This window comes from Sutcliffiella sp. NPDC057660 (assembly GCF_042800035.1).
Lineage (GTDB): Bacteria > Bacillota > Bacilli > Bacillales > Bacillaceae_I > Sutcliffiella_A.
Genome location: NZ_JBHVHV010000006.1, coordinates 41563 through 66247, shown reverse-complemented (window position 1 = coordinate 66247; position 24685 = coordinate 41563). Strand labels below are relative to the sequence as shown.

The window sequence follows — 24685 nt, the reverse complement described above, 5'->3', positions numbered from 1 at the left end:
TGTCGGTAGGTGAAAAGGATGGCCATTACGGTTCCGGAGACGATTAGGAGTAGTGCGACTTCTGGCGAGCGGATTTTGTTTCGCACTTTAAAGGATTATTTGCCGGATGATTATATTGTATATTATGAACCGGAGATACAGGGGACTCGGCCGGATTTTGTGATTATTGGTCCTGATTTAGGGTTGATTGTTCTTGAGGTGAAGGATTATACAAGAAATACACTGTATCAGTTAAACAAGGACGAATGGACGATAAGGGATTCTAATGGAGATTTACATAGTGTGAAAAGTCCGCTTAAGCAGGCGAGAGATTATGTGTTTAAGATAAATGATGTATTGAAAAAGGACAAAAATCTTATTCAAACCGAGGGGAAGCATCAGTTCAAATTGAAGTTCCCTTTTGGATATGGTGTTGTTTTTACGAGGCTTTTTCAGAAGCAGGTTTTGGAGGATGGCATCTATTCCATCATTGATCCTGACAGCATGTTAACACGTGAAGAAATGGATCCTGATTATGGGGAGTTCTCGGAGGAAGTGCTTGTAGAGAAATTGATTAACATGTTTCAGGTTCCTTTTCGGTTAAGGGAACCGCTAACATACGAAGAAATTAATACTATAAGATACTATTTATTCCCTGAGGTTAGGATCGGGGCGGAATTTAAAGAGCCAGTTCCTCACCAGGATCAACTGCTTCTATCATTGAGAGATATAAAAACGATGGATTTTCATCAGGAAAACATGGCCAAGCAGATTGGGGATAAGAACAGGCTAATCCGAGGAGTTGCAGGTAGCGGCAAGACTATCATTCTAGCTAGTAGAGCAAAAATGTTGGCCAAAGAGAATCCAAATTGGCGGATTCTCATTCTCTGCTATAATATCTCACTCTCTCAGAATATCTCGCAAATTGTAAGAGCCATGGCTGCCGAACCAGATAATCTATTTGACTTTCATTTCGGAGATGGAGCAGAGCAGGTCCTTCCAACTCCTACAAATATTGAAGTCAGGAACTTTCATCAATGGCTAAAGAATGATCTGAAGATGAATGAGGGAATCATTGATACATATATTGAGAAGCTGGAAAAGGGAGAGGCGATCTCTCCGAAATACGATGCCATCCTGATTGACGAAGGCCAGGATTTCGAAGCAAGCTGGCTTCACCTCGTCAGCTTATGTCTCAACCCTGAAACAAAAGCACTCTTGCTAGTAGAGGATCGCGCGCAAACGATTTATCCAAGGAAAAGAAGCTATCTAAAGGACACAGGGCTTGATTTTCGAGGGAGATCAAAAATATTAAATATTAATTATCGTAATACTGCTCAAATTGTCAGCTGTGCCTGGGACTTCTTTCAAAAGAATTCTTCCCTGCAAAACAAAGTGGTAGTCGGTGAAACAGAAGGTGTAGAAATCATCTCACCTAAAAGCACCAAACGAAAAGGACCGGAACCAGCGATCCTTAAATCAGATAGCTTTGCAAAGGAAATGCAAATCATCGCAAGGCAAATACAACAGCTTCACAACGTAAAAAAAGTACCATATTCCGAGATGCTTATCTTGTATCGTGTTAAACGAACACATCAAACAGACATTATCGGCACCATCCAACGGGCACTTCAAAAAGAAGGCATTCCAGCAACCTGGATTACCGAAAACGAAGCCAGCAAAAGAGCCTTCAATAGAGAAGAAGAAACCGTGAAAATCAGCACTATCGATAGCAGCAAGGGCCTCGACTTTCAGGCAGTCTTCATCGTTAAAGCAGACACCATGCCATTTCCACTAGAAAAAGATAAAGAACGGGAAGTTTCTTTGATGTATATTGGGATGACGAGAGCGAAGGAGTATCTTTGTATTTCGTATTCGGGCGAGTCGGAGTTTACGGAATATTTCGAGGAGTGGCAACAACAGAAAAGGGAAGAAGTGATTAAGGTAGGGAAGAGGGTTAAAGAGGAATCTTCTTGAACACCACCCAATCTAATGAGGTGATCTTTTGCCGAAACAAGGTTTCGTTTCCATAGCAATTTCGAATTGCCCGTGATAATAGAAATCGGTTCCTTATGGGGATGGGTATGAAATTGTTAAGTATCAGGATGAAGAGCAGTTAGAGGCTTAAAATAATTAACAAGAATATCTCAATAAAAACTCCTTCTTTCTTTGGAACAGGAGTTTTTATTATGAAGTGTTTAGACTTTTTCCTATATCTGCTAATATAAAAGTAGATTATTAGAAAAAGGGAGTGCCCCTCAATGATTCAAGCAGATAATTTAACATCCATTATTGATATAGAAGATACGACCGAGCGCAACCAGCAAATACTAGATATGGTGCACCCGACAGTAAGAAGGTTGATAGATTCATTTGTTGATAAATATGGTGAGAGAGACCCGTATTTGCGTCAACTAAAAATACATACGTATGAACAAACACTCAGAACAACCATTGCAGACTCGAAAAACCCGAAGTATGCAGAGAAGAAACAGCATTATGGGAATAAAGCATTCGTGGAGCTGATAGATGACAGTAATGAGGATAGCGCCATTGTGGTTCTTAGATTGGAATTTCATCTAAAATCACGAGAGGTTCGAATGGCAATGAGCACCGACTTTTATCCAATATGGGTGTACCATTATACGAAAGCACTTCATCAAGAAATGGACAATGCTGTTCAGGAACTGGATTCGGAAATTCAGGTTTATACATTTGAAGAGAAGAAGACCTATATAGAAAAAAGAGACTTCATGCAGACTGTAGGGCAATATATCAAGAATAAAAGAAAGCCTACCATTTATTTTGGTACTTTTTCTCCACTTGAAGGGATAATTCAAGAAGAGGACCTTATTGATCGACTATGGACTACCTATCTGCACCTTTCTCCGTTACGTACCATGTTGGAAAGAGAAGCGGAAGTACATAGCAGGGCTATTCATTTCATGAGAAGAATGCAGGAAGATACCACTTCTATCACCATTGAGTTATTCTCCAAAACGTACCAGGTGGAAATCGATAAGGAAGTAAAGAAAGTGAAGACCAATGACTATAAGCAGCTTTTCTATATCTATGATCAGGATCAGCTGATTACCGAAGGGCATATTAGCTACTTCACAAGGGATCCTCATGAATCCATTGGTATCTATGTGAACAATTATGGCCATATTTTTCACCGGATGCGTAAGCTCGCTACTGCAAATGGTGAGTTTGAATGGTATATCAAAAAGGCATTTTATCAGCGAGGAAGATACAACGAAAATAATGAAAATCAGGTCTATCAGGAAAAAACGGTTGAGCTATTCAAAGAACATAACTTACTACTGAATGATGCGAATGCCTTTTATGTGGGAACCTATCTTGGGGAGAGGCAGACATTCACGGAACCAATGGCAAAGTTAAAGGAAAGATTAATTACAGCGGCCTCCCTTATCGCAGACGTAAAGGAATTCTTCACCTTCCCTAAAGGCAATATGGTGGAGGAGCCGGTAACGGAGGAAGAAGAGGATGATTTCGAACAGGATATGGAAAGCTACGAGAGCTCTTTTGACTTTCAGCAGATCATGGACCTTGTAGAGCAAAGTGGATTCACCTTCTCCATAGATATCATCCGAGACTTCTATCTAAATCTAACCAGCTTAGATGACAAGCACTTTGTCATTCTGAACGGAATTTCCGGAACCGGTAAAACTCAGCTCTGCAAAGTGTTCGCCAATGCTGTGTATGGGTTGGATTACAGAGAAGATAATCCTTACATGAAAATAGTGCCTGTTCGTCCGGACTGGATGGATTCCACTTCTTTGTTCGGATACTACAGCTCTTTTGAAAAGCGCTATATGAAAACGGAATTCCTGGATATGCTCCTACAGGCGAACAAGGAAAAGGACAAGCCGCATTTTGTGGTACTGGATGAAATGAACCTTGCCCGCGTGGAGTATTACCTTAGTGATTATTTAAGTGCAGTCGAATCAAGAAAGCCAATCCAGCTACACAATCTGGATGATCTAACGGAGATTCCAAAAACAATCGAAATCCCACATAATTTTTATGTAGTAGGGACCATCAATGTGGATGAAACTACTCATAGTATATCTGACAAGGTGTTGGACCGCGCATTTGTCATGACGCTTTCCGATGTTAACTTCATAAGTTATTGGGAGGATCTGGACGATAAGTTGAAAAACTCGGTTCAGAAGGAATGGCAGCTATTGTTACAAGTACATCAACAACTATCAGAATATGATCTGCACTTCGGCTATCGAACTATGACAGAGATGATCCGCAAGCTCTATAAAAACAGTCTGCTACCAGAGGATTTCCGTATGGAGTCATCAGTTGCGGTTGACCGGGTGCTATCAGAAAAAGTAATCCCTAAGGTAAGAGGGGATGAAAGGATTGCACCACTATTGGACAATCTACAAAACCTGTTTCTAAACCAATTCGGTACCGACGCTGAATCTTATAAGCATATCGAGCGGATGAGAAAGGAATTGGAGCGCTATGGAGCCACTCAATTCTGGCGTTGATATTCAAGTGTTTGACAGGGAGCTGCAGACATGGGTATTGTTACAAGACCTATACTTGGAAGAAGCAAAAATGTATCGGTGGAAATGCACCACCGATCGAATGCTCCGACTGTCGATGCAGAGGGTACCACTACCAATGACCAAAACAAGCGATGGGTGGGAAGGTTCTTTTGAAACACCCTTCCAATGCGGGTTAGTTCATTTTTCAGTTTTGGTTGATAATGAAGATAAGGTTATTGAATCCTATATTTACACCGATAGCCGTAAGATGACAGAGCAACAATATAAACTATTATTAGAAGAAATTCTGCAGGAGGCAAAGATCTGTTTTCAACAATCCGGACTGCAGTCTACCGTTTCAGCTTCAGGATTCACAAGGGAATGCTCGATGCTGCAATGGAGCTATATTGAAGCATCGATATTCCAGCTTCGGAACATATTTGCGAAAATGGACCGTCACCCATTACGCACCTTGGAGCGAGAAGAGCTTATCCTGAGAAGGGAACGAGTCAAAAACGCTAATCCAAGAAGCATTTCCTGGATGGAAAGACACGGCCAAAGCTTCGGGGCAACTCCAACGAAATTGCCAAGCCATTTGCAGACTACAAGAGTGCAAGAGACATATAATCTTTATGAAAACAGAGTGGTACTAAGGAATCTACTTGATTTAGAAAAACTTCTAAAATGCTACAGCTTCATACAGGATGAGGAGATTTCGAATAAAGCAATTAAATACCTCAACTGGATCAGTCTATGGAAGAAGTCCGATTTCCTGAAGGATGTTCAAGGTCATTCCGGTACTATCAAAATCTCGCAGGTGTTTCGAAAGCATCCTATCTACCGATTATGGTATCAATGGTTCCAAGCACTCTACCAATTCGACAATCTGTCATTTGATTTGGGACATAAGCTGGCATTGAAGGATACCTTCCTACTATATGAAATGTGGTGCTACCTTCAAATCATTAAAGCATTTAGGGAACAGAATCTATTGAAGAACTTTTCGGAACTCTTCTCCAAAAGGGATGGGTACCTCTTTTTGAACCTGGCTGAAAATAAAGAAAGCACGATAAACCTAACCAATGGTGCAAAGCTGACCTATCAAAAAATCATTCAAATCAATACAAGCCCATACTACTCCTACACCCAGCGAATGATTCCAGATATTGTTTTGGAGTATAAAAGTCAACTGTTTGTATTGGATCCCAAATATAGAATAGCATCCAACCTTCCAATGGCGTTGGGTGAAATGCATAAGTATCGGGATGGGATATTATTACGAGAAGATGATATGCCGGTTGTGAGAGAGGTATACATTTTGACACCTGATCAGAGTGAAATGACGAAAGAAAAGGATTTTTATAGTGTAGAGTTTCATCAACGTTATGGAATAGGAGCTTTATGCTTTAAACCTGGAAACTCCGGTGGGAATTTTAAAAAGTGGCTGGACCGAATTATCAACTGATAATTCTAATATAGAAAGTTTAAAAGGGTCGGTGGAATAATTTGCAAAAAGAAGTTAGAAGTTGGTCAAAACCCTTTGCTGAAGGAATAATAGGTAGGAAAAAAGTCGATTGGTCTATTTTTGAATATGGTACTCATATTCCAATTGATTTCCATGATGAATTTGCTTCTGCAAATGCAAATCATATTTTGAAGATAGGAGAAAAAGCATCTATAGAATTGATTATAAATAATAATTCTTATGAAGCTCAGTTAATCAATAGTAGAAGAAAAGATTCGGAAAAAGGATCATTGCAACTCCGTTATGATCAAAATACCTCTTTGAAGAAGATGTTAATAGAAAAGTTTCAAAATTCTTACCGGTTTTTAAAAGCAAATAGAGATGGAAAATCTAAAAGGCCAATACATACACCAAAAGAAATTGAGGAATACCTTGATATTTATCAAACTGAAACGCCATATGTATATAGAGTGGAATTGCATAGTAGTAATCAAATGGATACTTCATTTTGGTGGGTAAATCAAGGACAAACCCACAGAGAAGAAAAAGAAAATGGTTTTCTTTGGGCACCACAAAAATCCAAGCAGGGTATTGCTCTTCCGCATCATGTTAACTTAATTAAGGCAAAAGTTGGAGATGTCGTATTTTGTTATTCTGCTATGGAACTAAGATCTATAGGTATAGTAAAAAAAGAAGCAACAGAGTCTCCAAAACCCGCAGTTATCGAAGGTGATAATTGGGAAAAGGACGGGTACTTAGTAGAGCTGGATTATTATCAATTTAATCCAACCATTAGAAAAGACGAAATTCCTAATGAATGGAGATTAGCAGAAGGTGGACCATTTGATAGAAATGGAAATGTAAAACAAGGGTATTTCTTCAGTCTTACTAAAATGTTTTCTAAGAACATGTTTAATAAATTTAAAGAGAGATTTCCCACAGAGGTGAGGAATAAAATGTTGGAATATGAGGCCAGTAGAGAGAAGGATAGAATTGAAGAGATGCCAAATAATTATTTATCCCCCAAAATCTTAGTTGAGCACATATATTCCTATATTACAACCAAAGGATTCTTTTACAGTATAGAAGATGTAAAAAATCTATTCTTATCAATTAAAGCAAAACCTTTTGTAATTATTTCAGGTATTTCTGGTACTGGAAAAACGAAAATTATTCAATTATTTTCAGAAAGTGTCGGAGCTACAGAGAAAAATGGTCAATTTACTCTTATTCCAGTCCGACCAGATTGGAGCGACGGATCTGATTTGATTGGGTATAAGGATATCAAAGGAGATTTCATAGAAGGTCCTTTAACTAAGGTCATGTTGAAAGCGCTAGATAATCCAACAAAGCCTTACTTTGTGTTATTAGATGAAATGAATCTTGCTCGTGTGGAGTATTATTTTAGTGATCTGCTTAGTGTAATGGAGAGCAGGGACTGGAAAGATAACGGGATTGTTTCTTCTGAGATTTTGAACAGGTCTATGGTGGGACGGTCAATTGGCTTTCCAGAAAACATGTACATCATTGGTACTGTTAATATGGATGAAACAACGCATCCTTTTAGTAAAAAGGTGTTAGATCGCGCTAATACGATTGAGTTTAATCGAGTGAAGCTGGATTATCTCGACTTTCTACAAGCAACAAGTGAAGCTGTAGAGCCCAAAAATATTGAAAATGACATGATTCGCTCTGATTATCTGTATTTAAAGGATCTTACTGCGAAGCATATGGAGCTCATTAAAAATACGTCTCATACACTAGTCGGTATCAATGAAGCATTAAAGCCTCTCGGAGCACAGGTTGGTTATCGAGTTCGTGATGAAATCTGCATGTACCTTGCCTATAACCAGGAAGGAAAGCTGTTTTCGTCTGAAGACGCATTTGATTACTGTCTCGTACAGAAAATTTTGCCTAGAATATCTGGCAGTGATAGTAGAGTAGAGCACACACTAAAGGAACTATTTAAGCTTCTTACTAATCAAGAATTACGGGATGATCAAGAGGATTATACTGCGTTCATTAAGCTCTCTAAGTACCCGCGAAGCACAGAAAAGCTTGTAGAGATGTATAGGAGGTTAACGCACGATGGCTTTACCTCTTTCTGGATTAGCTAAAGGAGATGTCGAACTAGTTAAAATTGAAACAGCAGATTTTTCCTTAGTGATAAAAGGGAAGCCCTATCATGAGAGATATGTGGGCCTTCAACAATACCGTACCATGGATTTTCATGATGAAATGCGATTTAGAGTAGTGGGAGACCATGATGAAGTAAAGATTTTTGACATAGAAGCTATGGAGTTGGTCGATCTTAAAACCCATCGCCCGATCTTCTTTGAAAACGGTGTGTATACTGTCATGGTGTCTCCGAAAAAGGGAAAGGAATTAACGTTTTATCATGAGCATCCGATTTTTCGAAACGCAATTGACCGAGTGGAGCTTGGTCACTCCTATGTGCTGCTAGGGAACCTCCACTTTCAAAATGAAATCGGTTATTCGACCTTTGAAATTAAAGAGGGAAAGCGTACCTTACTCGAGGTAACGATAGAGGTTTTCCCTACTAAGCTTAATTATAAGGAGGATTACCGGAAGCTATTAGATGAGGTAAATGATGAAATCTACAACCTAGCCTTTCATTTTTTAAAGAAAACCTATCTAAGTGCGCAAACAAAGCTAGAAGGCTCACCATCTCCCGCTGAATTTTTTCGCCTTATTACGGTTTATTTTGAAGCGTTCATAAAGGCAGTCGAGCAGATAGAGCGGCAGCCACATCACAAGCTAGTTAAAACCCATGAGATCGTGAGAGGTGATCGGATCAAATCTCTTGATGGAAAAGGCCGGAGCTATTTACGGAAGAACAGTCACCTTTTCCAAGAAGTAGATCAGGGCATACCAATTAGGGATAAGCAATATATGCCGAGCAAGGGGATAACCGCCAACAAGCAAATCACCTTTCACACCCATGAAAATCGTTTTGCTAAATGGATGATTACCCGTCTTGTTAGCAAGCTAGAAGATTTGCTTTCTAGGATTCAAAATAATCGCTGGTCAAAAGGCGATCGGGATGCAGAGCTGTTGCGCTCTATTGAAGGAATGAAACGCACGCTAACAAGAAAGCTTAATACTCCTTTCTGGAAAGAGCTTGCACTCCCTGATCGAACGGCCCAAAGTCTTGTCATGCAACTAGCACCGGGCTATCGCGATGCCTACCAAATCTACCTAACCGTCTCAAAAGGACTAGCCCTACAAAACAGCATGTACAAAATGTCGGTCAAGGACGTGGCAACCTTATACGAATACTGGACCTATTTGAAGCTCGGACAAATCCTAAACAAAAAGTACGATATGATTAGCCAGGACATTATTAAGGTTGATCGCAAGGGCTTGCACGTTAATATGGAAGCAAATCGCCGCGCAACCCGCGTATACAGGCATTCGGTTACAAAAGAGAAGATCACCCTAACGTATCAAAAATACGAAGGCAACCTCCCTACGATCGCACAAGTACCAGACACGATGCTAAGCATTGAGAAAAAAGGAGAAACCTACACCTTCAATTATGTCTTTGATGCCAAATACAGAATAGATTTCGCGCTCGAGGGTAGCTATTACGGCAACAAATATCACACTCCAGGCCCAATGGAAGAAGATATTAATACGATGCATCGTTATCGGGACTCCATTGTATCCGAACAAAATGGTCCCTACGAACGCACAGCATTTGGTGCCTATGTTCTTTTTCCATGGAACGAAGAACAGCTCTATCAGGACCACCACTTTTACAAAAGCATCGGTAAAGTAAATATCGGAGCACTTCCATTCCTACCAAATGCCACGGACCTTGTGGAGCGCTTTATCGAAAACCTCATCGACAAGAGCCCAGAGGAAATTCAAAGCGAAGGCCTCCTTCCTAGAGGCACTCTGCAAAAGTGGCAGGAGAGCGTGGAGGAGAAGGTACTGGTGGGAGTGGTCTCATCGGAGAGTCAATATCGAGAAAATATGAGATCAGCTCAATACCAGATTCCTGCTGCGGTACTAAAAAGAGGATGGCAGGAAGCGCAGTATGTGGCACTCTACCTTACAAAGGAAACTGGAATGGACAACGGGGTTGTTTGTTATGGAAGAGTGAATCATGTTGATGTTAGCGGAGACAGAGTAACATTCACAGTGGATCACTGGAAAAGGTTAAATAACTTAATTGTGCCTGTTGGCTATGGAATTGCTCAATACATGATAACCACCCTGAGAAACTTGGAAAACTCGACTGAGCTACCGGAGCTGTTTATGAAATCCGGGGAAGAGAAGGTTGTATGGCAGATGTTAAGGCGCTTGTCGGATCGGATAAAGGTAGATTTGGACAATGAGAGAATGGATGGGGCAGAGCGAGTTGTGAAGTATAACATTAAGGCTGCGACGGTTATTTTTGATCGGGAGTTAGAGGCTTTGGAGATTGTGAAGGAAAATGAGTTTCAGAGAGTAAGTTTTGCGGAGTTAAAAAACGATCGAGTGAAAGTGTTTAGGAATCTGCTTAACTGATTGCTAGGAGGAACAGATATGACAGTATACAACAAGGTAGTCCGAGACAATATCCCACAAATCATTGAAGCCACAGGGAAAAAATTCACCACAAGAATATTAAAAGACCAGGACTTCATTAAGCACCTTAAACAAAAATGCTACGAGGAATTAAATGAGTATTGTGCAGCAGATACAAATGAGGAAGCTATAGAAGAGCTTGCCGACCTTATGGAAATTATCCGTTCTCTAGCACAATACCACGGAACCTCAATGGAGGAAGTAGAAAAGCTTCGCCAGGGAAAAGCAGTGAAGCGAGGTGGGTTTGAGGAGAAGGTATTTTTGGTTGAGGTGGAGGATTAGTAGGTGGATCGTATATAGAACAGGTCTACATAATATTAGCCGCAATAAAAAATTGTAATTAATTTTTATTATTGATTTGCAAATTGAAAGTTAAACTAGAATGAATTTCTAAATTGTAGAAATTTAATGTTTGAATTTTTTATATTTGAAGGACAAAAATTCAGAGAGAGAGAATAAATTAATAGAAGGATGGTATGTAGTTTTGGTATCATCTTTATCTTCTTGTGGAGGATTATATTAGTTGACCTTTAATATAATAAATAGGGTGATAAAATTGGAATTATTGAATGAAATTGAAGTGAGAACGCTGTTATTAAATGAGTTAAATAAAATTTATGGAGATTGTAGTAATACAAGAATTATAAATGAATTAGGTCTTGAAAACGGTGCTTCGAGAGTTGATGTGGCTGTAGTAAATGGAATTATGCATGGATACGAAATTAAAAGTGATTTGGATAATTTATTTAGACTTCCGAGGCAAATGGAATATTACAATAGAGCTTTCGAAAGGATGACCGTTGTTGTTGGAAGAAAATACGTTAACGAAGTTAGGGATATCATTCCTGGATGGTGGGGAATAAAAGCAGTAAGTAAAGATCAAAGTAGGTTGATTGAAATTCGAAAGGGAAGAAAGGTGTCCAATCAAGACCCGATGTTACTAATAAAGCTGTTATGGAAAAAAGAGTTGGAGGGTTTTATTGATTATATAGGTTTACCGAAATCATATAAGAAGATGAGAAAAAACCAGCTCCTATCTTTATTAATGAAAGAAGCTGAAATTGATGTGTTAAAAACTTATGTCTACTCTGTTCTTAAAGAGCGTGAGAATTGGAGACCAAATTTAAACCCGAAAGCTGATTTATAGTTGTTTCAATATGGTGATTTACTCCAATTGCAATAGGTGCTTGATGTTCACTTATTGTCCATTCTTTTGCTGCGCATTTCATTATTTCAGAATCTCCAAAAGAGAAGTCTGGTCCTGGATAAAATTCTTGCTCAATTAGAATTTGACATATTTCGTGGAATGAATGCTCTCCACCATCTCTAATAAGTTTAGATTTAGCAATCCAATAGTCTGTCTCGGTTGTGTAAAATACTTTAAGATATGAGAGGTTCATATTAAATCCTGTCAGAACTTCACCCTTTAACCGGGTAGTATAGTCTCCGAATTGTACATCTTGGTTAGTTGCTCTTAACTCGAGAAAGTTATTTAGTTCCTTCCTTGAACCTATTAAAGATAAAGAATGGGCTTCGGCATCATTTGCATTTTCAGGGCAGGAAGTAGCAAGGTATACAATGTTAGAGTTTTTAATTTTCGAAAAAATTTCAATCGTATTCTGAATTCTTCTAAGTGTAGTTGGGGTATTGAAAAAGTCCAAAATGATTATGGGGTTGAAATCATCAGAGGAAATACTGCTTAAGTCATTTTGTAGTTTTTGAAAGACAAAGTGATTGAACGACTCTTGAAAATCATGACATCTAATTCTAATCGCAAATTCACTATATCCTGTACTGAGCACTGAGTCAATTAACCATGACGGAGAGTCATGTTGAAAGCAAGGTATTACGTTCAAACTTTCCTGTTCCATTTTATTTAAACAAAATTTTACTAGGTTTTCACCTGAAGATGATATTAGTTGATCTTCCTCTCCTAGTTCTTCTAGTGCACAATTGAAATCATATATAAATTTTGAATCTTTTACACGGGCCTTTAGGTAACGACCTAGAGTATTAAAAGAAGACTCCCAGTTTGGTAGATTTTCTCTTTTTACCCTTTTTGATTCAATAATTGGTGTAAGTTTTGAACGTGATTCATCTTTTAGTTCTCTTAAAGCTTTCATTTCATTGTTGGCGTTTTTTAACAATGGATAGTACATTTGAATCCTCCTGTCAATTTATTGTCACAATAACTCTATTCAACACTAAAATACAAATTCCTTCTTTTTAGTATTTTATTGGAAAATACAGTTAGAGAAATCCGCAAATATAATACCACTTCTTTCTTTTTAGAGAAAATCAAATATTAAATTTGCTGGCATGTGAAGGAAGTAAGGAAGTATTTAATGGGTCGTTTCCTTCAAAGTTCGAAGGAAGCAGAGCACCGTCCCCTGCTACCAATGGAAATTATCCGTTCTCTAGCAAAATACCACGGATCCTCAATTGAAGAAGTAGACAAGCTTCGCAAGGAAAAAGTGGTGAAGCGCAGTGGGTTTGAGGAGAAGGTTTTTGAAGATTAGTAAAAAGAGTTCTCTGAAAACTAAGGAAAGTAAAGAAGACATGTTAAAGCATGTCTTTTTATTGTGGAAAATAAAGGATAATGTAAGTTTTTGTAGAATCTTATTTAGGATCAATATTTTTAAAGTATTTTGGATGTGTCAAAGGTATACATAGAATTGTGTGATACTCAAGTGGGAAAAAATTAAAACCAAACTATTGACTAGGAGAAAATAGAAATGGCCTTAATTAAAGGAAATACCATGAAAAAAATCATAAAAGAAAGAAATACAATTCATAATGAAGTGGATAATACTTATACAAGCTTTTTAGATAAAGAAGGAAATCGAATCCTCCAAATAGACACCTATGGATCCAACCAAAGAGAATTTCGGGGCAAGGTAAGTCAATCTATTCAATTTGATAAAGATTCTGCTCAGGAATTTTTAAAAGTTATAAAGGAAGAGTTTAATATTTAGAATAATATTCAAGTGAAATGGCAAGCGGATTGAAGTAGAAAACATAAAGGAGAATAAGATGATAAAAGAAATTCTTTCACATTATCACACTCTGTCGCTGAATGATCCCCATCATCGATTCAAATCCTGGGAACACTGTCATACATTCTTTCAAGATAATTATAAAGAATTAAAAAATCCAAATGTCTTTGATCATGGTTGTTTGCATCTAGCTTTTTATCTCGCAAGTTGGGGAATGTTGCGGGGAAGTACCTTTCTTTTTCAGAAGGATTATAGGGTTCATCAATATTTACTTCAGAAGGTTTTGTTGAATCCACAAAATCATAGGTTCTTTGATCATACAGAACGGGATCTGATAGATATGGAAGCGGTAGATGGAATAAATCAACTTATCAAAGACACTAAAAGAGCTTACATTGATAATATTGCAGAAGTTAATGGAGAGAATGTTTCTGTGAATGTTACAGATACACTTGCTTCAAAGATTCTGTTGGGTATATTCGGCATTGCGCCAGCCTATGATAGGTATTTTATTGATGGGGCGAGGCTTTTTGGAATCAATACACAGTTCAATGAGGGATCAGTTATTGAACTGGCTCAATTCTATAACCATTATGTAGCCGGTTTTTCAAGCAGTAAAACTGAATTTAACCATGATGGGGTAAAGTATACCCCTATGAAATTGATTGATATGTTCTTTTGGCAGATTGGATTTATGATGGATAACGTGGCTATATATAGTGAAGAGTTAGGGAAGATTACTAGATTCGCTGGTGAGTATAAATCAACAAAATTTAGTAAACCTGCTGAAACCATAAAGCATTTTCGAAAGAAAACTATTAGCCGTGCTGGTCTGGGTGATCAAATTCGCAAATACATCATCATTAAGCTGAATGCTGCAAAAGAAGAAGGCAAGGAATATATGGATATCAGATCTGGGGACATTCAAAAAGAAATGGGCTTGCAAAATCGAATTCCGTCTGTATGTAATGCAATGGAATCACTAGGTGTATACTCTAACAACATGCTTGTTCTTTACGATACTCCAAGCGGCAAAAGTTCTACAAAAGTAATTAGGTATATGCTTCGCTAATTATAAATTCGCGGTGACGACTCAGGCACAGTTTAGTAGATACGGCTTTAATATCGGAGAATGTTTATGGATAGCTATATTTTATATATCCTTAAGGAGGCTTCCAATGGAGCTACTCAATAGCAAAGAGCTTTTAAAAGAGTTCGAAGTAAAAGCTAGTTTTTATAAATTACAAGTCGGAAAAGCATGCGTTAATTGCAGGAACCAAGCAAGATTGCTTAGAAAAGGGATGGCTTTAGATAGCGTTATTGACGCAGTTTTTATACTTGTAAATCCAGGCGCTTGTAGTGCAAAGGATCAAACTTATGATATTCCGGTTCTTGATCCAACGAAGGAAACGATTCCTTTTGTAAAGGCAAAATCAGACCAAACTCAATGGCAGTTGATGAGATTGATGAAATTAAGACAATGGAATCATACTGTGATAATTAATTTATCTGATATATGTTCGGGAAACATTAATGTATTCTTGGATTCTCTAAAGTTGTTCCAATCCAACAATAATGAGGACCATTCTATTCTTTCCGAAAGACGAAAAAATGAACTAACTAATCTGTTAATACAGAATAAAGGTCCAATTATTGCTGGATGGGGTTCTAATTCGGGTGTAAGAAAAATTGCTGAGAAAGCTTTGAAACATCACTTACTACAAAACATTACTGGATAAAAAATAAGCGAAGTCCTTACTTTTTACATCCCAAACCCGCATTAATGGAGAAACGGAGGGAATGGCTTCAAAGGATGACGAGTTTGATAGGAGGATGACATGAAAACCCAAGCTGAAGCTGTCTTAGAAGCATTTAAAGCACTTGGAAACGAAAGAAGCATTGCTGAAATAAGTGAATGGGTTACGAAGCAATACGGAGAGAAGTGGAAGGATTTTGGGACGATAATGGCAGATATGGTTCCACGGGAATTTGGAGGGAATAACAGCTCTACTGTCCCCACTAGATACAGACAATTAGGAAGAGTAAAGCCAGGTGTATATAGATTAATAGGGAAATAGGAGAATTAAAGATAATCAAAGTTTATGGTAAAAACTATGAAATAACATTCGATAATTGATTGTATCAACAGGGAATGGTTATTAGAATCATGTTGTGCTTTATCAGTATGGTCAGTGTGTGTAAAATCCTTTCAGCTGATGAACTAAAAAGTATCGCGAAGAAAGCTACCGATTCGTTAAATAGAAAAAAGGTGGTGTGGAACCGTGGAATTTCAGGCATATTTGCAGCAGAAGCACTTATTGAATAAAGGGGAGAGAAAATTGAAAGAGATATCGATAGACCAGTATGTCAACAGACTTGAAAACATGCGAAGGAATGGCATCTATAATGAAGAAAGCCAAATCGATGCCAGATTGGAACAGAAAGTACAAGAACACTATAAGGATTGGAAAACATATATAAAGACCATTGATCATTATTTGTCGTCTAGGAACTATTGAGACTGAAATTTCAAAAGAGTTGAGACTGAGAGTCCTGCTCTTATTGTTTCTACTATGCATTAGGGGCCTATCCTACCATAGAACTTTACAAACAAATGCTTGATTAAAAATACTCCAAATGCTGGTAAAATCCAGGATGCAACCGACTCAGTATCAACGAACTTTTAATATTGTTAATTTAACAGAACGAGGTGCAACCAATGCCAACAAAAGACCAATTACTCCAAATCAAACAACTCCAACACATATGTGAACAACAAGGAGGATTCGAACTCAAGCTAAATATTGATATGCTCGAAAACCGGGATGAAAACAGCAAGGAAGACTTCTTTCATTATGAAGATGGGCAGCTTGTCGGGTTTCTTGGAAGTTACGGATTCGGCAATAAAATAGAGCTGACCGGCATGGTCCACCCGGGCTACCGGAGAAAAGGGATTTTTTCTAAATTGTTTGCTATGGCTGTAGAAGAGGCAAGGCAACGAAATGCCAAGGTCATCTTGTTGAATGCGCCAAGCTCATCCGAAACAGCCAAGAAGTTTATAGCCAACATTCCTTGCACGTTTTCGATGACGGAATATCAAATGAAATGGCATCAGACTGACCTATATGAGGATCCTGCTGTGACCATAAGACCATCGGCTTCACAGGAGGATTGGGATGCGGAAATTCAGCTTGAAGTGGCCTGCTTTGGATTTAGTGAACAAGAAGCAAGTGAGTTTAACCAGCGGATGAGGGAACTAAACGGGGAAGATATGTTCATTATTGAAGCAGAAGGGGAAATTGCTGGGAAAATCCGTGTATCCGAAACGGAAGGTGAAGCGTGGATATATGGATTCGCAGTCTTTCCAAATCTCCAAGGAAAAGGAATCGGCAGAAAAGCATTATCCAAAGTCGTCAAAATGAAGAGTGATAAAGGCCTGCCTATCTTCCTGGAAGTAGAAGCTAAAAATGGAAATGCCCTCAAACTATATGAATCTTGTGGATTTCGGAATTACCATTCGCAGGATTATTATCTATATCAGGGTTAGGACGTGAGTCAATGAAGAAGCATCGGAAACCAACCCGATGCTTCAAAACTAGATCAAGCTCGGATATATGGAATCGTTTAAGTGGCCGGAGAGATACATAATTAACTGAATCAAAACCGCCTTGGCTATCCATCTATAATTCCACATAATGTTCTGGAGGAACTCATATGTGCAAATTTAAGGCTGCCCCTATTGTCTTTGCAGGCACTCTCCTGCTCCTATTATCATTCTGTTTTTTGCTACTTTATGACTTTCCCAAGAAAATTGATTTGGATTATCCTGCTTATGAGTATGTTTCAGGTCAATCCGGAGATGGGGAAGAGACAAGGATAAAGATCCAGGGGGTTTTGAAAAGGCCGATATTTAGGGATGAGGTATTAAGCGGAAAAATTATCATAGATAAGCACAAGGAAACTGCTGATTATGAGCTGATTGATGTGGGATTCCATAGCAAGAACGGAATGGGTTTATTGTCATATACCCGAACATGGGGAAGTGGATTTGAATTTATTAGGCGTGATCTGGATGGCTGAGGATTTCGGCAAGATCAATATAATGCTAAATACATCATCCTCTGAATCAGGTGGTGAGAAGCAAGTCCGAATCTCCGCTCCTGCCAGTGATTACATGGAAGCAGAGAGTATGGAAGAAGAATTGAAGGACTTGGAATGACTATCCATACCGGCCTAGGTTAGAGCTGCTGTTTCTGGCATTTAACTAATGTATGTTAGTTATGGCAGTATGATTATTAATATATTTGAATCATCTTACATAATCAAACTATATAAACCCTATATTAATACACATTTTTAAAGTTGTGCTTATTCAACATAAGGGCCAGATAATGGAATAACTTAACTGGACAATTAGACAGATTTATTAACCAAACCAATAACTAAAATACACTTTATCTTTAGAATTTCATAATATTACTATATGATTGTAATATTGATATTTGCTTTTTACAGGAGGTAAATTGTGCAAAAAACTACAACAGTTGATATTAATATTCAAGAAAAAGATTTCATTGAACTTATTAGCAATGTACCAGCGTTAAGATTAAAACAGTATAAATCGGCATTAATTATTATTATAATAAATACTATTCTGTGCTTTTTTCTTATACAGTATGGAAAATCCTTAAATTTCACATTAGAAGAGTATAATGCTGCTACTTTTTCTGCTATAGCACTTCATGTAATACTTACTATAATTTTTTTAACTCTTCTTAGAAAAAAAACAAAAAAAATGATTCGTGAAATTGCTAAAGAAAGATTCAAAGAACCAGGTCGAAGTAACGTAACGTTTAATATTGACAAAGACCTTAATGTTATTAAAATTAACAAGAGAAATATCAAATTAGGAAATGATGCTATTGTCATAATTTCTACACCTGAAAATTATTTGATTTATTTAGGAAAAAAAGTAGATGATGATAAAGTCTTAATCCCTAAAATTGGAGAAAGCAATTATATAAAGGATGTAAATGCTATTATTGATTATCTTTCTAAATTAGAGAATACAAAAATAATAGAAAAGAACAAATAAATATGGCCAACTGAGCATTTCAGACCGTAGACAAACCTCCACTTCAGCATCAGCAGAAATGGAGGTTTCGTTGATTTATGGTATTTTGCTTTAAAGGGAGGGTGATCACCAGGATCAACTAACCAGTTTTTTAAGATTCATGGCAGCGAAAGTTAGTATCTCCTGCATGGAAATCCACGCCCTTTTTATATTTTCAAGAGAGATTTTGTAGAAAAAAGGGAAATAGATGGTTCATCTTGAATTGGTAAGTTATGCCCCAGAAAAGGGCAGGATTTTTTTATAGTCATAATGATATTTTCTGTATTAACATATGCTGGATTATAAGGAGTGGGGTGAGCTAATGTATTCTTTTCTAATCTTTATTATTCTTATTCTTACAGTTGTTATCGACTACTATTGGCTGGATACAGACCGAAAAAGATGGGGTTGGATGGAAAATTGGTCTGCCAGAAATAAAGTATTATTTTTCAGTGGATTTATTGCAGTTTCAAGTTTGATTTATTTGGGATTAAGCTATAAATACTTTTGATGAAAGTTTTGCTTATGTAGCAATTTGGGAGCTATAGTTGAAGAAATGTATAGTATCTTGAAATCGAGTTTCCCGCAATCGGGCGCAATCCTTGAACAAGGATATGCGCTAATTTTCATTATTGGGCCAGATTGTTGGTGCGAAATGTTCCTGACTCAAATGAAATGTGGACACACAATTTCGGTAAAGGTCAGGCAGTTTTGGAGTTCTAAAACTGAAGGGTTATGTCGAGGAGTCGAATGAGGAGGTAACGCTCCAAAAGGCTCCCCCTGCGTCGAATAGCACGCTGTTTAGTAAGAAGAAGTGTGTTATAAGCTCGGCTAATAGGCGTGAGAATTTACCGTAACAGTAAGGCTGACGAAAGCCTACCCGATGGGGTGGTGTAAATCATGGTGCTTGGGTTGAACAGATATGGTGAGAATGCGACGAAATAAAATATGAAAGTATATTGCTGACGAACTTCTGAATGTACGGGTCTAGACTGGCATTATATAGAAATGTATTTACTACTAAATGTAGGGTTAGCTTTGGATGAGTAAGAATCAACAATATAAAAATCCATCTTGTGTTACAGGCACATGCGATGCTAACAGGCTCATAGGAAGCACCTAAGTTTGTTCCATAATAGACATAATTCAACGTTGTAAGCTGATAACGTGGAGAGCTTACTCTCTATGAAGCGTTGAAAAGGAAACTAGTCGTGAGATTAGCGACTATATAACTTTTCTTTATATCAGTGAAAGTAGTGGCACAGTACCATTGAAGCGTGTAATGAACGTGGAGGGATAGCCACCAGACTAATAAAAGATTCATTCAGCCATGCAAGGCAGTTCTTCAACGATTAATAAGGTTCTTGTAAGACTAATAGAGGTTCAGCTCCTAAAGGAGCCACCAACTTGTTAAAACGAAAGAAACTGAGACACAATGAGTATTATGATATGCAACATTATTTTGATTCTTTATATGCTCAAAGTGCTAATGGTCAGAATTTTTATGGATTACTAGACTTAATGCAATCCGATGAAAATATACGGTTAGCTTATCGGAATATTAAACGAAACACTGGCAGTAAAACTGCTGGAGATGACGGATTAACGATTGAAGATATAAACCGATTATCTGTATCAGAAGTTGTATCGAAGATACAACGAATGTTTGAACACTACACACCCCAAGCCGTCCGGAGAGTATTCATTCCTAAGGCAAATGGAAAAACTCGACCTTTAGGGATTCCGACTATCTGGGATAGATTGTTCCAACAGTGTATCTTGCAAGTACTTGAGCCGATTTGTGAAGCGAAATTCTATAAACATAGTTATGGTTTTAGGCCAAACCGCAATACACATCATGCGAAAGCTAGGTTTGAAACGCTCATTAATCGCGCATGCCTATATCACTGTGTTGACGTTGATATAAAAGGATTTTTTGACAATGTAAATCATGCCAAATTAATAAAACAAATGTGGTCTTTAGGCATTCGTGACAAGGCATTGCTTTCCATTATTTCACGTCTTTTAAAGGCTGAAATTATTGGGGAAGGTTTCCCAAAGAAAGGTACACCCCAAGGGGGGATCTTATCACCACTTTTATCTAATATCGTATTAAATGAACTAGACTGGTGGGTTAGTAATCAATGGGAAAGCTTTGAAACACATAAGGTATATAAATCAAATCTTGGCAGATATAATGCGTTGAAACAATCTAATTTAAAACATTGCTACATCGTGAGATATGCAGATGACTTTAAAATTCTTTGTCGCACTCGTTCACAAGCAATTAAAATGTACTATGCAGTGAATGATTTTCTTCATACAAGGCTTGGCCTTGAAATTAGCGAACAAAAATCAAAGGTGGTCAACCTAAAGAAAAACTCATCAGAGTTTTTAGGTTTTCGTTTTAAAGCCCATCTGAAAAAGACAAAGAAAAGGACTCTTTATGTAGCTCGCTCACACATGACAAAGAATGCGCTCAAAAATGCACAAATAAAAGTAAAACAAACAATCAAAGAGATTCAGAAACACCAATCGGTAGAGAATGTTTGGCGCTTTAATACAGTTATAATGGGAATCCAAAATTATTATTCAGCAGCTTCACACATCACAGATGATTTAACTGAGCTGAACTATCGTCTTCATAAAACATTGTTTAATCGTTTAAAAGAATTGAGAAAAGAAGCTACGTTTCAGGACTTTTCAAAATCCTTACAGAAACGGTACAAGGGATATGAGTGTAAGCTCTTCAAAATAAAAGAAATGGTACTTATCCCAATTCATGCCCAACGTTGTAAGATAAATCTGAACTTCTCTCAAACTATTTGTAACTACACTACCGTAGGTAGGGACAAAATTCATCAAAACTTGCAAGCAATCAATAAACAAACGCTTACTCGTGTGATGAAACAGTTCATACCGAGCCGTTCCATCGAATACAACGATAACCGGATTAGTAGATTTATTGCACAATATGGAAAATGTGCTGTTACAGGGGTTGAATTAGGACTGGATGAATGGCATTGTCACCATAAGACACCGTACCATCTCACCAAAGATGATTCATACGGAAACTTAATGATATTGCATAAATCTGTTCATCTCCTAATACATTTGAGAGATTTAGAGAAAATACAAGTGCTTTTAAACTCACTCAAGTTAAATGAAAAGCAACTTACAGAAGTCAATAAATTGCGTAAGCAATGTCTGAACGAAGCTATCTGATTCTCCTTTGCATAATCATAATAATCTTGAATGAATTGGATTAGTTGGAACGCCGTATGCTGGGAAACTCGCCTGTACGGTGTGAAGTGGGGGAAAAGCTGGAGATAACGTCAAAAGCTTACCTATCACTATAATAAGGAAGGGATTAAAAGAGTCCATCTCGAATTGTAAGTTATGCATAGTGATGCAACGTTGTGGAAGATGCGCTAGGTAATTACGGGGAGGTTTGACAATGAGAGTAGGAATAATTGGAGGGGGCTTTGGTTTAAAAGTTCAGGCTCCTATAATAAATACTCATCCTAAGTTGAAAGTTACTGCTGTTAGCACGGTGAAGCGTCATCAATTGCCAAAAGATTTATCGAATGAGGACAATACTCCAGTTCATTATACAAACTGGGCCAAAATGTTAGATTCAGAGGAGTTGGATCTTGTATTTGTTAGTTCTCTTCCAGTGCATCATTTCGAAATGGTTAAATATGCATTAAACAAAGGTCTAAATGTAGTTTGTGAGAAACCGTTTACAATGAATAGTAGAGAATCGGAAGAATTGTTAACACTTTTAAAAAAGAGTAACGACGCAAAGGTATTTATTGATTTTGAATGGAGATATCATCCTGCTCGTCAAAAAGTCAAAGAACTTTTAAGTGAAATTGGTGACATCCTTCATTTTGAATATCATATTTCCTCTCCTCAGTATCAACATCTTCAAAATAACAAAAGAGGTTGGATGGGACAAAAAGAACAGTTTGGTGGTATGTTAGGCGCTCTAGGAACACATATGATTGATTGCCTCAGATGGCTTACTAAGGACGAGGTTATAACTATTAATGGTTTAACACACACTCACGTCCCAGAAGGTCCAGGAGAACTTAGAGACTCTGATGATGCCTTTTTTATGCAGGGTAGGATGACGAGGAACTCTACCTTTTCCATTCAGCTTATTTCAGGGGTTCATCACGGGTTTGGTTCCAACTTAAAAATTTTTGGAAGACTTGGCACCATAAGTTTAACTAATGATAAAACCCTGGTACTTGGTAAAGAGAGTGAAAGCCTAGAAGAAATATTAATTAAAACGGATGACCAGACTATTCCATTTTTATCTTTAGAGGCAAAAGCTTATTATCAAGCATTTTATCCTTTTATAGATAAAGTTTACGAAAATATTACTTTTAACAAATTAGATGAAGATCTACCAACCATTGTGGATGGACACGAAAATCAAATGATAATTGATAGAGTACTGTTAAATTGAATGCACTCATTATTAAGCAAAAGGGCGCCATTCTGGAACAAGAATTGGGGCTCATTTTTTATTTTAGTGCCAGATAATGGAATAAGACTATGCAGTAAAATTGGATATTTATGTTAAGATAATTAGAGATTGTGAAGGATTGTACTTAAAGTAAAGGAGCAGAATAGTGAAAGAAGGGTTATACAATTGGAATGGAGAATATTCATTTATAAGTAGGTATTGGAGCAATTAACGCAGGGCAAAAAGAAAATAGCTAATTGAGATATACAATAGTGCAATTAAATTAGTATTCAATGAAAGTATGGTGTACTAATGGATATAAAATCATTATGGGGTTTAAGGGTTCAGGAATTTTATAGAAAAATGTTCAGATACTATTCAATAATTGGTGCGAATGTTGTTTATTTTTTGTTGATCATTAGTAGTATCTTTATATATTATTTTAATTTATTTCTTCAATGGATACCTCCTCAAATACCAGTAGAAGGAATCTTATCACTATTTGTAGCCTTCATTTTAATACAGACAAAAGTTCGTACATTTATTAAAAGAGCAGATATTGTCTTTTTGTTGCCATTAGAATCGAAATTAAAGCCGTATTTTATTAAATCACTTGTATATAGTTTTGTTATTGATGCAATTAAATTACTTAGTTTCATTGCTGTTTTCTTATCTCTATTTTTAAAAACAATTTATATAGATCTTCCCATCCTTTTTTTTATAGTTGGGATTATTGCTTATAACATTTTAATGAAGTGGGATGAACAATGGTTAGAGAACCATGTACAATTAGTGTTACATAGGATAAATAGGTTTTTTTCAATATATTTAATGAATTATTTTTTGTTTAAAAACGACTGGATTTTTGCGTTTCTTTTAATCAGTGTAAATTTCGTCTATTTAATTTATTTTATAGAAAGAAAAAGAATTTTGAATTGGCAGAGGCTAATAGAAGAAGAAGAAAGTGCCTTATTAAAGAATTTTAAATTCATTAATTACTTCATAGATGTACCTAATCTTAAACGCTCTTTTCGAAATAGACGTTTGCTCACTTTTATTCTGAAAAGGTGTATCCCATATGGTCAGAGTAGTACATTCGTATATTTATACTCACACTTGTTTGTAAGATATAATGATTATTTTTACCTTTATTTAAGGCTAACTGTAATTGGCATGTTTGTTAATTATGCTATGCCAACAAATGGTTGGATCTTTAATCTCCTCATTTTATTTATGACTGGATTTCAAGTAATTCCTTTACAACATGAAATGAAACAAAGTTTATTACTTTATCCTATTTCAAAATCTCAGATAAAAGATTCTTTCTTAAAGTTTGTCTTGGTCATACTATATGCCCAATTTATTATTCTATATTTCACAATGTTCATTAATGCTTCTACTGCTAAAATATACTTTCTTGTAATTGGTAGTTTATTTGTTTATGTATTCGTATATTACTTTGTATCAAAGAGAGTCAATATCTCAGGGAGTGCCTTAAAAGAATAGCATGTTATTTAACTAACGGTTGCATTA

22 protein-coding genes are annotated in these 24685 nt (G+C 37.0%); 21 read left to right on the top strand and 1 reads right to left on the bottom strand.

The window, feature by feature from the left end; genetic code table 11:
* The first annotated feature begins 18 nt into the window (after positions 1-18).
* From ACFVAD_RS07835 to ACFVAD_RS07805, 7 genes are all read left to right on the top strand, one after another.
* Positions 19-1956 (top strand): 3'-5' exonuclease, encoded by a 1938-nt coding sequence (locus ACFVAD_RS07835; RefSeq protein WP_386637820.1) that lies wholly within the window; start codon positions 19-21, stop codon positions 1954-1956.
* A gap of 284 nt (positions 1957-2240) precedes the next feature.
* The gene (locus tag ACFVAD_RS07830) at positions 2241-4505 is read left to right on the top strand and encodes an McrB family protein (protein ID WP_386637818.1); all 2265 of its coding nucleotides are present in this window, start codon (positions 2241-2243) and stop codon (positions 4503-4505) included.
* Positions 4480-5970 carry a DUF2357 domain-containing protein gene (locus ACFVAD_RS07825; RefSeq protein WP_386637816.1) on the top strand — a complete coding sequence of 497 codons (1491 nt, stop codon included), beginning with the start codon at positions 4480-4482 and terminating at the stop codon, positions 5968-5970. Before ACFVAD_RS07830 ends, ACFVAD_RS07825 begins: the two co-directional genes overlap by 26 nt.
* 41 nt (positions 5971-6011) lie before the next feature.
* On the top strand, positions 6012-8087 hold the full coding sequence (locus tag ACFVAD_RS07820; RefSeq protein ID WP_386637814.1) for an McrB family protein: 2076 nt from the start codon (positions 6012-6014) through the stop codon (positions 8085-8087).
* Complete coding sequence (locus ACFVAD_RS07815) at positions 8059-10506, top strand: DUF2357 domain-containing protein (RefSeq protein WP_386637812.1); 2448 nt, start codon at positions 8059-8061, stop codon at positions 10504-10506. Before ACFVAD_RS07820 ends, ACFVAD_RS07815 begins: the two co-directional genes overlap by 29 nt.
* Positions 10507-10524: 18 nt before the next feature.
* Positions 10525-10848: a pyrophosphohydrolase domain-containing protein gene (locus ACFVAD_RS07810; protein WP_386637810.1), complete on the top strand. Its 324-nt coding sequence runs from the start codon at positions 10525-10527 to the stop codon at positions 10846-10848.
* A gap of 241 nt (positions 10849-11089) precedes the next feature.
* Complete coding sequence (locus tag ACFVAD_RS07805; RefSeq protein ID WP_386637808.1) at positions 11090-11713, top strand: sce7726 family protein; 624 nt, start codon at positions 11090-11092, stop codon at positions 11711-11713.
* Here the strand turns inward: ACFVAD_RS07805 and ACFVAD_RS07800 are convergent.
* A complete protein-coding gene (locus ACFVAD_RS07800) occupies positions 11661-12725 on the bottom strand; it encodes a beta family protein (RefSeq protein WP_386637806.1) in 1065 nt (354 codons plus the stop codon). The two genes, ACFVAD_RS07805 and ACFVAD_RS07800, sit on opposite strands and share 53 nt — an antisense overlap.
* A gap of 186 nt (positions 12726-12911) precedes the next feature.
* On the opposite strand from ACFVAD_RS07800, the gene ACFVAD_RS07795 reads away from it, so the two are divergent.
* The 14 genes from ACFVAD_RS07795 to ACFVAD_RS07730 all read left to right on the top strand — a co-directional run bounded on the left by ACFVAD_RS07795 (position 12912) and on the right by ACFVAD_RS07730 (position 24658).
* The gene (locus tag ACFVAD_RS07795) at positions 12912-13085 is read left to right on the top strand and encodes a nucleoside triphosphate pyrophosphohydrolase family protein (RefSeq protein WP_386637804.1); all 174 of its coding nucleotides are present in this window, start codon (positions 12912-12914) and stop codon (positions 13083-13085) included.
* A gap of 216 nt (positions 13086-13301) precedes the next feature.
* Positions 13302-13541, top strand: coding sequence for a hypothetical protein (locus ACFVAD_RS07790; protein WP_386637802.1), 240 nt, complete (start codon positions 13302-13304; stop codon positions 13539-13541).
* Positions 13542-13599: 58 nt separating this feature from the next.
* Positions 13600-14634: a hypothetical protein gene (locus ACFVAD_RS07785; RefSeq protein WP_386637800.1), complete on the top strand. Its 1035-nt coding sequence runs from the start codon at positions 13600-13602 to the stop codon at positions 14632-14634.
* 106 nt (positions 14635-14740) lie between these two features.
* Positions 14741-15301, top strand: coding sequence for a hypothetical protein (locus tag ACFVAD_RS07780; protein WP_386637798.1), 561 nt, complete (start codon positions 14741-14743; stop codon positions 15299-15301).
* Between the two features lie 99 nt (positions 15302-15400).
* On the top strand, positions 15401-15640 hold the full coding sequence (locus ACFVAD_RS07775) for a hypothetical protein (protein WP_386637796.1): 240 nt from the start codon (positions 15401-15403) through the stop codon (positions 15638-15640).
* Between the two features lie 204 nt (positions 15641-15844).
* On the top strand, positions 15845-16081 hold the full coding sequence (locus tag ACFVAD_RS07770; RefSeq protein ID WP_386637794.1) for a hypothetical protein: 237 nt from the start codon (positions 15845-15847) through the stop codon (positions 16079-16081).
* A gap of 200 nt (positions 16082-16281) precedes the next feature.
* Positions 16282-17109, top strand: coding sequence for a GNAT family N-acetyltransferase (locus tag ACFVAD_RS07765; RefSeq protein ID WP_386637792.1), 828 nt, complete (start codon positions 16282-16284; stop codon positions 17107-17109).
* Between the two features lie 167 nt (positions 17110-17276).
* The gene (locus ACFVAD_RS07760) at positions 17277-17642 is read left to right on the top strand and encodes a hypothetical protein (protein ID WP_386637790.1); all 366 of its coding nucleotides are present in this window, start codon (positions 17277-17279) and stop codon (positions 17640-17642) included.
* The gene (locus ACFVAD_RS07755) at positions 17635-17781 is read left to right on the top strand and encodes a hypothetical protein (protein ID WP_386637788.1); all 147 of its coding nucleotides are present in this window, start codon (positions 17635-17637) and stop codon (positions 17779-17781) included. Before ACFVAD_RS07760 ends, ACFVAD_RS07755 begins: the two co-directional genes overlap by 8 nt.
* A 306-nt stretch (positions 17782-18087) precedes the next feature.
* Positions 18088-18657, top strand: coding sequence for a hypothetical protein (locus tag ACFVAD_RS07750; RefSeq protein WP_386637786.1), 570 nt, complete (start codon positions 18088-18090; stop codon positions 18655-18657).
* 340 nt (positions 18658-18997) lie between these two features.
* Positions 18998-19186, top strand: coding sequence for a hypothetical protein (locus ACFVAD_RS07745; RefSeq protein ID WP_386637784.1), 189 nt, complete (start codon positions 18998-19000; stop codon positions 19184-19186).
* A gap of 896 nt (positions 19187-20082) precedes the next feature.
* The gene (gene ltrA, locus ACFVAD_RS07740; RefSeq protein ID WP_483887607.1) at positions 20083-21900 is read left to right on the top strand and encodes a group II intron reverse transcriptase/maturase; all 1818 of its coding nucleotides are present in this window, start codon (positions 20083-20085) and stop codon (positions 21898-21900) included.
* Positions 21901-22132: 232 nt separating this feature from the next.
* Positions 22133-23152, top strand: coding sequence for a Gfo/Idh/MocA family protein (locus ACFVAD_RS07735; RefSeq protein ID WP_386637782.1), 1020 nt, complete (start codon positions 22133-22135; stop codon positions 23150-23152).
* A 312-nt stretch (positions 23153-23464) separates the two neighbouring features.
* Positions 23465-24658, top strand: coding sequence for an ABC transporter permease (locus ACFVAD_RS07730; RefSeq protein ID WP_386637780.1), 1194 nt, complete (start codon positions 23465-23467; stop codon positions 24656-24658).
* Positions 24659-24685 lie beyond the last annotated feature (27 nt).